This window comes from Paenibacillus sp. EKM10P (genome assembly GCF_011800655.1).
GTDB lineage: Bacteria > Bacillota > Bacilli > Paenibacillales > Paenibacillaceae > Paenibacillus > Paenibacillus polymyxa.
Genome location: NZ_JAALET010000001.1, coordinates 484,459 through 497,585 on the forward strand (window position 1 = coordinate 484,459; position 13,127 = coordinate 497,585).

Annotated in this window: 11 protein-coding genes; 10 read left to right on the plus strand and 1 reads right to left on the minus strand. The window is 44.9% G+C overall.

Annotation, left to right across the window (positions count from 1 at the left end):
• Positions 1-2: 2 nt before the first annotated feature.
• From HFE01_RS02155 to HFE01_RS02180, 6 genes are all read left to right on the plus strand, one after another.
• On the plus strand, positions 3-197 hold the full coding sequence (locus HFE01_RS02155; RefSeq protein ID WP_016820682.1) for a Flp1 family type IVb pilin: 195 nt from the start codon (positions 3-5) through the stop codon (positions 195-197).
• Positions 197-865, plus strand: a complete 669-nt coding sequence (locus tag HFE01_RS02160) for a TadE/TadG family type IV pilus assembly protein (protein ID WP_107733982.1) — start codon at positions 197-199, stop codon at positions 863-865. Before HFE01_RS02155 ends, HFE01_RS02160 begins: the two co-directional genes overlap by 1 nt.
• A 40-nt stretch (positions 866-905) precedes the next feature.
• Complete coding sequence (locus tag HFE01_RS02165; RefSeq protein WP_107733981.1) at positions 906-3,122, plus strand: DUF5702 domain-containing protein; 2,217 nt, start codon at positions 906-908, stop codon at positions 3,120-3,122.
• Entirely contained in the window at positions 3,091-4,086 is a 996-nt protein-coding gene (locus HFE01_RS02170; RefSeq protein ID WP_107733980.1) for a TadE/TadG family type IV pilus assembly protein, read from the plus strand. The genes HFE01_RS02165 and HFE01_RS02170 overlap by 32 nt, the downstream gene beginning before the upstream one ends.
• An 87-nt stretch (positions 4,087-4,173) precedes the next feature.
• Positions 4,174-4,686 (plus strand): A24 family peptidase, encoded by a 513-nt coding sequence (locus HFE01_RS02175; RefSeq protein ID WP_013369967.1) that lies wholly within the window; start codon positions 4,174-4,176, stop codon positions 4,684-4,686.
• Positions 4,687-4,747: 61 nt separating this feature from the next.
• Positions 4,748-6,532, plus strand: coding sequence for a DUF6382 domain-containing protein (locus tag HFE01_RS02180; protein WP_107733979.1), 1,785 nt, complete (start codon positions 4,748-4,750; stop codon positions 6,530-6,532).
• A gap of 208 nt (positions 6,533-6,740) precedes the next feature.
• Here HFE01_RS02180 and HFE01_RS02185 read toward each other — a convergent pair whose 3' ends face one another.
• A complete protein-coding gene (locus HFE01_RS02185) occupies positions 6,741-7,655 on the minus strand; it encodes a TIGR01777 family oxidoreductase (protein ID WP_167438217.1) in 915 nt (304 codons plus the stop codon).
• A 295-nt stretch (positions 7,656-7,950) separates the two neighbouring features.
• On the opposite strand from HFE01_RS02185, the gene HFE01_RS02190 reads away from it, so the two are divergent.
• The 4 genes from HFE01_RS02190 (at position 7,951) to ppnP (ending at position 13,057) form a co-directional block, all read left to right on the plus strand.
• Positions 7,951-9,078 carry a deoxyribonuclease IV gene (locus HFE01_RS02190; protein WP_016820676.1) on the plus strand — a complete coding sequence of 376 codons (1,128 nt, stop codon included), beginning with the start codon at positions 7,951-7,953 and terminating at the stop codon, positions 9,076-9,078.
• 22 nt (positions 9,079-9,100) lie between these two features.
• Positions 9,101-10,000, plus strand: a complete 900-nt coding sequence (gene purU, locus HFE01_RS02195; RefSeq protein WP_025364333.1) for a formyltetrahydrofolate deformylase — start codon at positions 9,101-9,103, stop codon at positions 9,998-10,000.
• Between the two features lie 406 nt (positions 10,001-10,406).
• Positions 10,407-12,452: a transketolase gene (tkt, locus tag HFE01_RS02200; protein WP_016820674.1), complete on the plus strand. Its 2,046-nt coding sequence runs from the start codon at positions 10,407-10,409 to the stop codon at positions 12,450-12,452.
• A 290-nt stretch (positions 12,453-12,742) separates the two neighbouring features.
• The gene (gene ppnP, locus HFE01_RS02205; RefSeq protein WP_016820673.1) at positions 12,743-13,057 is read left to right on the plus strand and encodes a pyrimidine/purine nucleoside phosphorylase; all 315 of its coding nucleotides are present in this window, start codon (positions 12,743-12,745) and stop codon (positions 13,055-13,057) included.
• The last annotated feature ends 70 nt before the right edge of the window (positions 13,058-13,127 follow it).

Genomic DNA, 13,127 nt, shown 5'->3' on the forward strand with positions numbered 1-13,127 from the left:
AAATGATGATGACAATTGTAGCAGGTAGTATTCGTAAATTGTACAAGAATGAGGATGGTTTGGGGACGTTAGAAATGATCTTGATCATTGCGATTCTGATTGCGGTGGCGATTATTTTTAAAGATCAGATTAAGAAAATTGTAGAAGGGCTGTTGAAAAAGGCAGATAAAAAAAGTAACGACTTTATGGATTCATAATGCTGCGCAAATTGGTACAAAAAGAGGACGGGAGCTTCTCCTTGGAGGCTTCCCTCGTCTTTCCCATTCTGCTGTTGGTCATTTTTATAATGTTATTTTTTTGCCTGTATATATATCAAAAATCTATATTGGTGCAGGTTGCTTCTACTGCTTCGGAAAGAGCCGCTTACAGTTGGGATAACAGCTTTAAGGACCCACGTACGGGAGCATTTGCGCAAGGGCAACGGGATTCTCTCTATTGGCGCTTGAAGGATGATGTTATGTTAGGCGCCCTGTTTGGCTGGGCCGGAGCCAATAATCAGGAAACTGTACAGGTACCGGGCGGCAATGAAGGAGGCTCGTTACCTGCTCAGAAGTTGTCCAATGCAGAAAATAGAATGCCTGCGGGCATGCATGGACAGATGACATATGAGAACAGTATGATTCACCGTAAGGTGACCACAGAGCTAAATAAAATCGTGGAGGTACCTTTGTTGAATCAGTTTTTAGATCATACAGATTTACAAGGAAAAATGAGCTCGGGTGTGGTGGAACCTGTGGAATGGATTCGTACAGTGGAATTGGTCCGTCATTATGGTGCGAAGTTTATGGGGAGAGGCTCAGGTGAAAAGGTAGATCCGGCAATTGTAGGGAAAGTATTGATGCAATATGGGCAAAACGGTCAGTAAGGAGTAGGTAACGGGAATGTAACTGGAAAGGAGGAAGCGGGTGTTTGGTAAGGGACGTAATACAAAGGACGGGGAATCAGGGGCTGTCACGGTTTTCCTCATTCTGATTTTGGCGGTCATGTTTGGTTTTATTGCTGTATTTATTGATTATGCGAGAATTGCTGCACTGCATGTACAGACTGAACGTCTGACCCATGCGGCGGTTCGGTCTGTGATGTCTGCTTATGAACCGGCATTACAGCAGGAATACGGTTTGTTTGCTTATGGTGAAGGTGGCGGAGAACAAATAATGGTCAAAGTGCTGAATGACAGTACACGGCGTACGGCGCGCGCGGAAACGCTGCCGCTAATGAATATGAAGCTGGATTCCAGTTCACTGCAAATGGAAAGGGAGCTTGGTAAATATGCCATATTTAACGAGCAAATCCGTGAAGAGATGAAGTATAAAGCACCTGTCGATTTTACGATGGAAGTGCTAGAAAAGCTAAAGCCGCTCTCTCAAAATATGAAAGAGGCTTCACACACGGTAGATTTGCTGAAACGGCTGCAAAAGCTGTACGACAGACGAGAGGCCAAACTGGATGACATGCTGGAGAAACAGCGTAAGGCAGGAGCTTATATGGAAGAGGTTCGTAAACGGATTATTAAACAGAGTGGGACATATATGCCTAATCAGTATATATGGGACCCACTTGAAGTTGTAGCCGACATTGCTGCTCAATATAAGCATTACGTGCATGTATATGAGGACAACAAGAAGAGTGTGGACGATGTTAAAATCATGCAGATGGAGAAATATGCAAGAAGGGCAAGGATAGCGCTGGATCGCCTGCGACAGGTCATGGTTCAGACTGGAACGGAGCATGATAAGCTGCTTCTGGAAGCCAAGGAACCTTTGAATGAAGCTCGGCAAATTAATGAAGAAATGCGCAAAGTCATTGTCCAATATAAACAGAGAGCGGCCAATGCAGGTTATGACGAGGTTTCCGCAGCCCCCACCCCAAGCGGAGCAGGCTCTAACGCCGATCCGTCTGTAGGAAGTGCCCGGCAAAGGGCAGAGGATTTGTTGGTTCCGAACAATGAATTTGAGCAATGGGAAGCAGAAATCGAAAAGCAACGGACTGCAATAAATGCTGCTAACAATATAGTAACGAGTATGATGCGTACGCTATCTTTCTATACAGATCCATTTTTGAATGCAGACATGCTCAAGCAAGAAGTTGCTTCAACGCTCAAGGAGATAGATAAATACTTAAATACGTATGCTTGGGCGGGACCCGCCAATGTTCTCGACGGTGAGGCTAGAACAATGGATACGCGACGCGGACCGGACAAAGAACGCAAGAAAATGGAAAAAGAGGCGAAAAACAAGCTCAAGCAAGCTTATCGGATCATTGAGGTTCTTTCTAAAGGTAAACAAAGTGCTGAGCAATTCCGAGTGGTGGAGCAGTATTACAATGAAAGTATTTCTTTTAATCAGTCTTCATCCAGTCCATCTGTATCCGCTGATTTGTCCTATGACACCTATGATGCAGCGGGGGATTCCATGGATAGTATGGATGGTCTATACGAGGCGGCATCCAACTTACTGACTCAACTGGGAGACGAGTTTTACCAGAATGAATATGCGCTTTCTTACTTCCATCATGTGGATTTCAGCCGATTTGGCAATTTGGCTGGATCAGGTGGAAATGTGGGTAATGCTGCACAGATTTTAGGGGACCAGTTGGAGGTGAATAATCAGGAAGTTGAGTACATTTTGTATGGGTTTCATAATCCGACAGGTAACCTGGCATCTGCCTATGGGGAAATTTTTGCTATGAGGCTTGCCATTCGAACGATGGAGGGACTGGTCAAAAACAGTTCAAAGGGTAACCCGTTGGTCGTTTTGGCCGCAGCTTTGTTATATGGAGTAGAGAAGGCGATTGAAGATATGATCATGCTGGCACAAAAAGGGGATGTGCCTTTGTCTGACTTTCTGAAATTTCGAATGACTTACAAGGATCATTTGCGATTGTTCCTGATGCTTCATAGCAATAATGAACGAAAAATGTCTCGTATGCTTGCTTTGATTCGCTTGAATACAGATGTCAATCCCGCTGAGCGACGGACGTATGCAAAGGGTGAGGTCAAGAATGGGATGAGGCTGTGGTTTCTACCTGGAGTAATGAAGATGCTCGGAACCGCCTCCAAAGAAGGCGAGAGTATTAAGGGAAGTGTGTACTATGTCACGAAAACAGCGCATTTTTCCTACTAATCAGTATCTACAACAGGTGTGTGGACAGAAGCAGCGTGAACAAGGAAGTATTGTTTTAGAAGCGTCATTGGTGCTGCCATTGTTTTTGTTTTTTATTATCTTTCTCATTTATATGATCCAAATGACACTGGTCTCCACAGCTTTGCAGACTACTGCTTCAGAAACAGTTAAGCAGGTTTCGGCTAAAATCTACCCAGTGTCTCTAGCCGTGGAGGCGGCGTCCGCTAAAATAGATGCAGTCCACAAACCGCTAGATGAACTTCCTAAGTTATCTGTGAGTGAATATGCAAGCCAATTCGCTGCCCAACTGCCACCTCCAATCGGTGATTGGGTAGAAACTGCTATTCAAGGCGGCAAAAAGCCGCTGGAGGAGTTACAGGGACGCTTGACGGAGGCTGCACTTGATCCTGTTCTGAAGCCGATGCTAAAGCCTTTTATGGAGAAAAGTATTCTGGAGTATGACCGTATTCACATAACGAGCGTACATGTACCCTCTCTTACAGAAACTAAGGACCCTTATTTTAGAGTAGAGCTATCGTATGAACTGCCGATGAAGGTTCCCTTTTTGTATCGCAACATTGTGCTCCAAGCGGCAGCTGAGGAACGTCTTTGGATTGGTGATACAGGAGAGGGAGCAGGTACAGGTGATGCAACAGGGGAGAAGGATGCGCAGCATTCCATACAGTTGCTCGTCAAGCCTGAACCTGCTGTGAAGGGTGTATACAATTTGATCAAGGCCAAGGTTGAACCTGGGACGAATGCTGCCCTTTCTGTACTCTATAAGTCAGGTGAAAGCACAGCTCAGCACTTGGGCTGGACCTCGGCCGATGCAGACGGGATTGTTGAATGGAACTGGTTTGTGGGAACAAACACAACACCAGGTCAATGGAGCTTTGTAATTGAAACGGAGGATGGCCAACGTATTGAGGTTCCGTTTTCTGTGCAGAAGACAACTGATGGATAGGCTAGATATAGATGTATAGAGATAACTACAATGAAAAATGATTTAGCAGGCCTGTTAATTTTCATTGTTATAAGGGGGAAGATCGCATTGACGTGGATGTATATTGTGTGCGGAGTTCTGCTGGCGATCGCGCTAGTGACAGATTTACGAAGCATGAAAATACCTAATAAGCTTACATTGCCCGGCATAGCGGTAGGCTTGCTGTTCAATACTCTGTTCGGAGGTTGGCACGGTTTTTTATTTGCTATTGCTGGTCTTGGCACCGGCTTTGGATTCATGCTGATTTTGTACTGGATGGGAGCAATTGGTGCAGGAGATGTAAAGCTGTTCGGCTTAATTGGAGCATGGACAGGAGCTGCTTTTGCATGGCAATCGGCTCTATATTCGATTTTTTTTGCAGGCATTATTGGTATAGGGATTTTGCTATGGAGGAGGGAAACCATCATGAGATTGCGACGCGTGGCGTTTAATTTGGGAGGATTTTTCCTGTTTCGCAGCGGCAAAGCGCTGACAAGCGGGAGAGAAGCACATCTCAGGTTTCCTTTTATGACAGCAGTTATTCCGGGAGCGGTCAGTGCTTATCTTTACTTCTTGTCATGACGTGTCCGATTCGTGAGATCATGCTACCTCAGGGAATAAGAATTTGTAAGGAGGTCATGAATTGTTTGGTTTAAGTAGGGATTTTGTTCGTAATGGCGGAACGTTTATGATACTAAACAAGGAAGGCGGGCTCAAGACCGATGATTTAAATTCTGTACAGACCCGAATGATGACTGGCAATCGGATTCCCGGTCTACTGGAACTTAGAATCAAAGAAGTCGATTTTCAGATCGAGTTACATTACGATATTTCGGGGCGACGTATGCTTTCCCAAGTATGGAAAGGTGGGAATGTGTCGATTTCTGATTTCTACCGGATTCTTTTTGAAATAGTAGATGCTCTTCATCGTAGCCCACAATATATGTTAAATATCCGCCAGTTTATTTTGCACGAGGATTACATTTTTATAAGCGGTTTAGGTACAAGGGAAAGCGTCAGTTTGACCTATGTTCCTTTGTGCAGTGTACAGTATACGGAACAAACAGGTAGTTATTTTAAGCAGATGGTTATTCGCTTGATGACTCGTGTGGCTCACCCTGAGGGAGAATCTATACAGCGCATACTCGATCTATGCGAGAGAAGTGAATTTGAGTTGGGCGCGTTGAAGGAACTACTGTTGCAAGGGATGACGGCCAGTGAACAGAGCGTCGGCGGTCAGGATAAAGGTAGATCATCTGTTCATTCCTCTCATACCATACAGGGTAACGATACAGATCGTGGAGGAAGAACGTACGGGCAAGAACATCGGGAGACTCTGCAGGAAATTCAGGAGCTTAAGCGAGTCAATCGACTCAAGCAGTCCACAAAATCAGAGGAGAATGTCGAGTTAGGAGCCGACAACGAAATGGAAGATGAACAGGCGGAGCCTAAATTACAAAAATATAAAACATACATTGCTCTCGGATGTCTGCTCGCTTCGGCCATTGTTTGGCGTTATATTTATTTGGATCATCCTGAGACGGTGTCCTTGCTTATTTCATTTGTGCTGACTTCGGTACTTGTCGCTGTTGCTTATATAAGCTGGACGGGGAAATTAGAGCGCAATCGAGCTTCATCTCATTTTTATAGTGAAGCAGTACCTGTATTGGATTCGGAATGGTTAGGAACTACTCCTCCAGCACAACGAAAAAATGACCGTTATCAGGTAGATAAGCTGACTGGGTTTGTAGCGGGACGCCATCATCAAGACAAGCCATCATCCGATTCAAGTGATCAAGGACAGGAGAGCTGGCGTTGGACTTTTCCAGACTCAGAACCTAAAAGCATGGGAAGCCGAACGACGGAGGATAGAGGGAAAGTAAGTACAAATTATGACTTGCACGAGCATTCGAGGAAAGGTACCATGCAGGGAAATGAATTGAACGACAGCGATACCAGCGAGGCTTATTATAAGTCCTTGTCCGGGGTAACGGAGCTACTCAATACGGTATCCAAGCAGGAAACCGTGCTGCTTCGTCCAGATCAAGACATACAGAGTCCAGCTGTTCAGCACTCGCCGATTGCTTGCTTGGATCGTAAGTTACCTGGGAGTGGAGAAACCGAGCGCATACGGTTGCAGCCAGACCAATTCATTGGAGGCAGCTTTATCATCGGTAGAGATCCGCAATTGGTCCAGTTTGTAGAGCATATGGATGGAGTTTCCCGTTCTCATATTGAGATTTGTATAGCTACAGGAGGGCAAAGCCACATTGTAAAGGATTTATCCTCGACGAACGGAACTGTGCTGAATGGAGAGCCTATGGTGCCTTATAAGGAGTATACCATGCAGGATGGAGACACTTTTAAAATCGCTGGAGTCTCTTATACTTATCGATTGGACTCTTTTAAATCCTCTAATGCATCTTGAGTAAACGTTAAATGGATATATGTTAAGAAGAGGCCTGTTATATTCTGGGCTTCTTTTTTATAAATAGAAGATTATTCATAGGCCTGAAGCAAGGCAACTCAAAGATCTCAAGTTTAATTGATAGATTATGTCTAAATCAAAAATGAACCCTAAGCTAGTAGAGATACAAAAATACTATCTATTCTCCATAGAGTTCATTTTTTTTAATTCAACGCTGCTTGTAAGGAGAATGAAGTTCCTCTAGCGCCTCCTTCAGTGAAGAATACTTAAACTTAAATCCGTGCTCCAGCGCTTTACGCGGTATTACTTTTTGACCGTCTAATACAAGCGTGCTCATCTCACCCAATAGCTTTTGAACTAGAAAGCCAGGAACGGGAAACCAGTGTGGACGACGATATACCTTAGCTACTGTTTTCCCAAATTGGCCGTTCGTCATAGGATGTGGTGATGAAGCGTTCACTGCCCCGGAAATCTCTGGTGTATGAATGCAATACGAGATCAGACGAACGATATCGGCAATATGAATCCAACTCATCCATTGATGGCCGCTACCTATTTTTCCACCGAATCCGAAGACGTAAGGCATCTTCATGAGTGGGAATGCTCCTTTTTTTCTATCCAGCACAAGGCTGATGCGTAACTTAATTAGACGGACATCGGCAGGGTAGGCGTTGGCAGCTTCCTCCCATTGCTCAACCACCTGAGACAGAAAATCTTCCGAACGGCGCGGACTTTTTTCGTCAAATGTTTCGGTCAAGGAGGTACCATAGGCGGCAACAGCCGAAGCCTGAATGATAACTTCCGGTTTCTTTTGCAGAGCATTCAACGCTTGAGCCAACCGGGCAACGGAAAGCAGTCGTGATTGAAGAATTCTTTGTTTGGACTTGTCCGTCCAGCGCTGATTCAGCGTCTCACCTGCTAAATTAACGACCGTATCTGTACCTTCTAGTAATTCAGGCTTTTGTTTTAATTCGTTCCAGCTCATATATTGCAAGCGGGGGCTCGCTTCGTGTCCAACCAGCGGCTTGCGGGTAATGACTTTCACCGTATATCCGTCATCTAGCAAGCTTTTGACCAGCGCACTCCCCACCAATCCAGTTCCTCCGCATACGATGATGTTCATGGAGTCAGTTCTCCTTCCAATTCGAAAAAATAGTTCTGTTATAAAATATAACCCTTTTTGATACAAAAGCTTCATATTGAACATATCTGTGTACGCTAAGAAGATCCATTCACGCTTTATTCTACCTACATTTCAATAACATCTACTCTGATGTGTGCTATGTCTGTATGTTCCATAAAGGGAGTCATTTAAAAAAGTTGCCATAAACGCTATGTTGTTTGATTTCAATAATCACGTTAAAATGATTAAATTAAAATAAGACAAGCATAACAGGATAGGGGGATGAATCAAAATCATGCTGAAAATTGGTTCTCATGTGTCCTTCTCGGACAAGGGTCTGCTCAGCGCTACAAAAGAAGCGTCTTCTTACGGGTCCAGCTCGTTTATGATATACACGGGGGCACCTCAAAACACGCGCCGTAAGCCAATGGAGTCCATGTATTTAGAGGAAGGCAAGCAGCTAATGGCGGAAAAGGGAATGGAAGATATCGTGGTGCATGCTCCATATATCATCAATCTCGGTTCCTACAAAGAAAATACCTATGAGCTTGCAGTCAGTTTTCTACAGGAGGAAATTCGGCGCACACATGCGATTGGTGTGAAAAATATCGTGCTGCATCCGGGGGCTTTTACAGATAAAGATGCAGAGTACGGAATTGGACGCATTGCTGATGGTTTGAACGAGGTACTGAACGGTGTGAAGGAGACAGATGTCAATATTGCACTTGAAACGATGGCAGGCAAGGGCACAGAAATGGGTCGTAGCTTTGAGGAAATTGCCTCCATTATAGATAAAGTAGAGCGCAACGAGCGTCTAACGGTTTGTATGGATACCTGTCACATTCATGATGCGGGTTATGACATTGTCAATGATTTGGACGGTGTACTGGAGCAATTTGACCGTATTGTCGGCTTGGATCGCATCGCAGTTGTTCACATTAATGACAGCAAAAACCCGGTTGGCGCTCATAAAGACCGCCATACGCCGATTGGATCGGGTTGGATTGGTTATCAGACTATTCATAACGTGGTACATCATGAAGCACTTCAGGGACGTCCGTTTATTTTGGAGACGCCGTGGATCGGGAAAGAAGCCAAAACTCAACGACCAATGTATGAGGTTGAGATTGCCTTGCTTCGCGGAAATGTAAAGGAACGCTTTGGAGATGAGTTTTTGAGTCAGGTGGAACAGTTGCATTCATTTTTCAAAAAACAGGATGTGGATGTCCGTGAATTTGTACTGGATACCTGGACTCTGCTGAAAAATGATGCTAAAGCAAGAAAAGCAGATCCACGTGAGCCGCTGGAGCGTCTGTATGACATGATAATGGAAGCAGCACTCTTTCCAGAGATGAGCGAAGAACACATTAATCAACGGTTGATTGCCTGGTTTGCCGGTAGTCATCTGCCTGTGACAGTATAAGATAAGGGGGACTAATAGCCACATGGAAATTCACGTAAAACATCAGCCAAACAGCACTGTATCTACACATGAAAACCGTGCGCGCATGCTTGTATCTTGTCCAGATGGGCCAGGTATTGTAGCGACCGTGTCCCGCTTTTTGTACGAGCATGGGGCCAATATCGTCCAATCTGACCAATATACAATGGACCCGTCCGGCGGTATGTTTTTTATGCGGATTGAATTTGATTTGCCTAATTTGAGTGCAGCTCAGTCGCAATTGGAGCAGGACTTTGTCGCTGTTGCCGAGCAATTCCGTATGGAGTGGACGATTTCTGCGGTCAGCCGCAAGAAAAAATTGGCTATTTTCGTTTCCAAAGAAGATCACTGTTTGGTAGAATTGCTGTGGCAGTGGCAGGCAGGGGACCTGGATGCGGATATTTCACTGGTGGTTAGTAATCATCCGGATATGAAGGAGTATGTGGAATCCTTTGGCATTCCGTATCACCATATACCAGTGACAGCCGACACGAAGCCAGAGGCAGAGCGTCGTCAGCTAGAGGTCATTGGCGAAGAGATTGACGTGATCATTTTGGCCCGGTATATGCAGATTATTTCGCCTAAGTTTATTGAGCATTACCGCAACCGGATTATCAATATCCATCATTCCTTTTTACCTGCATTCGTGGGTGGCAAGCCGTATGCCCAAGCTTATAATCGCGGTGTGAAAATTATTGGTGCTACTGCGCATTATGTAACCGAGGAATTGGATGGTGGTCCGATCATTGAGCAGGACGTGCAGCGGGTGAGCCACGGAGATGATGTAAATGAGCTAAAACGGATCGGTCGCACGATTGAACGGGTCGTGCTGGCAAGAGCCGTGAAGTGGCATACAGAGGATCGTATATTGGTTCATGAGAACAAAACGGTCGTTTTTAATTGAACTTAACAATTTCAAATTCATGAAAACTTGTGAGTTTACATGTCAGATTAAACAAAGCCCATTGCATAATGGGCTTTGTTTTTTTGTGTGGGGTAGGTATTTGCATTATATCTGGAACCTATAAAATTTTTTTTGCGATTTCTTTATTTTTTAAATGATGTTAATACATAACGGGTATATTGATATGAGGGCTGTACTACAATTCGACCATTTCGACAATCATCTTTATAAACGATCTGGCAAACTTTCACGGCAAATGGTACAATACTTAAGAATGTATAAGTCATATTGAAACATTCAAGCAGATTCACTCACTTCGATAGCCCTGTTTCTATATCGGACGGGAGCATTGGAGAGTATGACGGAATGCAATTGACATACTTTATACAATATGAGGAGGCAAACCATGACTGACCAGAATCAAGCGATTCAAAAGGATGAAAACTCCACCATTGACAATTTGTCCATCACAACGATCCGTACGTTGGCAATTGATGCCATCGAGAAAGCGAATTCGGGACACCCTGGTATGCCGATGGGCTCCGCGCCAATGGGCTACCAACTTTTTGCTAAAACAATGAACCATAACCCAAATCACCCAACATGGGTGAACCGTGACCGTTTTGTACTGTCTGCAGGACACGGTTCTATGTTGCTATACAGCCTTCTTCACCTGAGCGGATATGATCTACCTATGGAAGAGCTGAAGCAATTCCGTCAATGGGGCAGCCTTACACCGGGTCACCCTGAGTTTGGACACACTGCTGGTGTAGATGCTACAACTGGACCTCTGGGACAAGGCTTGGCAATGTCCGTAGGTATGGCTATGGCAGAAGCACAACTGGGTGCAACATATAATAAAGATGACTTTAAAGTTGTGGATCACTTCACATATGCTATTTGCGGCGATGGCGATCTAATGGAAGGTATTTCGCATGAAGCCGCTTCGCTGGCTGGTCGCCTTCAACTGGGTAAGCTGATCGTATTGTTCGATTCCAATGATATTACACTGGATGGCAAGCTTAATCTGTCCTCTTCCGAAAGTGTTGCCAAACGCTTTGAAGCATACAACTGGCAAGTGTTGCGCGTAGAAGATGGTAATGATCTTCCAGCGATCCAAAAAGCAATTGAAGAAGCACAAGCCGATTCGACACGTCCTACGTTGATTGAAGTAAAAACAGTCATTGGTTACGGAAGCCCGAACAAACAAGGTAAAGGCGGACACGGTGGTACTCATGGTTCCCCGCTGGGATCAGAAGAAGCTAAACTGACTAAAGAATTCTACAAATGGGTATACGAAGAGGATTTCCATGTACCACAAGAGGTTCGCGAGCACTTTGCTAAAGTAAAAGAGCGCGGTATCGCAGCTAACAAAGCATGGGATGAACAATTTGCGAAATACAAAGCGGCTCACCCTGATTTGGCAGCTCAGTTTGAAACTGCTGTAAACGGCGATCTTCCAGAAGGTTGGGATCGTGACCTTCCGAAATACTCTACAGAAGACAAAGCGGTTTCAACTCGTGTAGCTTCTGGTAATGCACTGAACGGATTGGCTCCAAACGTTCCTTTCCTGACAGGCGGATCTGCTGACTTGGAAAGCTCCACAATGACACACTTGAACAACCTGACGAACTTTACGCCAGAAGACTACGCTGGTCGTAACATTTACTTCGGTATCCGCGAGTTCGGTATGGCTGCTGCGATGAACGGTATGGCGTTGCACCAAGGCGTAAAAGTATTCGGCGGTACATTCTTCGTATTTACAGATTATCTGCGTCCAGCCGTTCGTCTGGCAGCTCTGATGGGATTGCCTGTAACCTACGTTCTGACTCACGACAGTATTGCTGTTGGTGAAGATGGTCCGACTCATGAGCCGATCGAACAATTGGCTTCTCTGCGTATTATCCCGAACCTAACAGTCATTCGTCCGGCTGATGGTAATGAAACTTCTGCTGCTTGGGCTTACACGCTGGAAAACAAGAAAAACCCGGTTGCACTGGTATTGACTCGTCAAAACCTGCCAATCCTGGCTGCTACTGCTGAGCATGCACGCGAAGGTATCAAACGCGGTGCTTATGTGGTTGCAGATGCAGCAGACGGCAAACCGGTTGCTCAAATTCTGGCTACAGGCTCCGAAGTACAACTGGCTGTTAAAGCACAGGAAGCACTGGCAGAAGAAGGTATTCAAGTACGCGTTATCAGCTTCCCAAGCTGGGATCTGTTCGAAAAACAAGACAAAGCTTACAAAGATTCCGTTCTGCTGCCTGAAGTTAAAGCTCGTTTGGCTGTAGAAATGGCGTATCCACTGGGATGGGAAAAATATGTTGGCGACCAAGGCGACATTCTCGGTATCAGCACATTTGGCGCATCCGCACCTGGTGACCGTGTAATTAAGGAATACGGCTTTACAGTAGAGAATGTTGTTAGCCGTGTCAAAGCTTTGTTGAAATAAAACATTGGAGCATCAGCAATTAGAAAGAGTTTGTCCATAAAGCAATGATCGTGTATTGCTGGCAAACGACTTACCTGCTGTGGCAATCCATGTATCACAAACAGTCGTAACCTGAGTAAGGCTTACGGCTGTTTGTTTCATACATTTGTTTTTTGCGATAAAATGTCTTTGAATTATCAGTGGATAGAGTACGCAGATACAGTGTGTATTTTCATACTGAAGCTGGAATCCAAATTATGTTATGATGCACCATATTCATTCACCATTGAGAGCAGATGAGGGGATAACGAATGACACAGTTCGATGGAGTAAGCGTAGTTAAAAAAGCAAATGTTTATTACGATGGTCAGGTTACAAGCCGCACAGTTATCCTAGGTGATGGTAGTAAGGTAACACTGGGGATTATGTTGCCGGGAACATACGAGTTCGGTACGGATTCCCGTGAGATTATGGAGATTTTGGCAGGGGACCTGAGAGTGATGCTTCCAGGTACTGAGGAATGGCTGGAGATACATGGCACATCGACCTTCCATGTACCTGCGAAGTCTTCCTTCAAGCTAGAAGTACGAAGTGTAACGGATTATTGCTGTTCTTATCCGGAATAATGAGCTGAAAAGGGTAAGAGCACTCAAGCTACAAGCCGAGTGTTCTTACCCTAAAGCTGTGTTATAAATA

Coding starts and splice junctions, on each gene's coding strand:
- HFE01_RS02155 (WP_016820682.1), top strand. CDS start 3: ATGATGATGACAATTGTAGCAGGTAGTATTCGTAAATTGTACAAGAAT.
- HFE01_RS02160 (WP_107733982.1), top strand. CDS start 197: ATGCTGCGCAAATTGGTACAAAAAGAGGACGGGAGCTTCTCCTTGGAG.
- HFE01_RS02170 (WP_107733980.1), top strand. CDS start 3,091: ATGTCACGAAAACAGCGCATTTTTCCTACTAATCAGTATCTACAACAG.
- HFE01_RS02185 (WP_167438217.1), bottom strand. CDS start 7,655: ATGAACATCATCGTATGCGGAGGAACTGGATTGGTGGGGAGTGCGCTG.
- HFE01_RS02190 (WP_016820676.1), top strand. CDS start 7,951: ATGCTGAAAATTGGTTCTCATGTGTCCTTCTCGGACAAGGGTCTGCTC.
- purU (WP_025364333.1), top strand. CDS start 9,101: ATGGAAATTCACGTAAAACATCAGCCAAACAGCACTGTATCTACACAT.
- tkt (WP_016820674.1), top strand. CDS start 10,407: ATGACTGACCAGAATCAAGCGATTCAAAAGGATGAAAACTCCACCATT.
- ppnP (WP_016820673.1), top strand. CDS start 12,743: ATGACACAGTTCGATGGAGTAAGCGTAGTTAAAAAAGCAAATGTTTAT.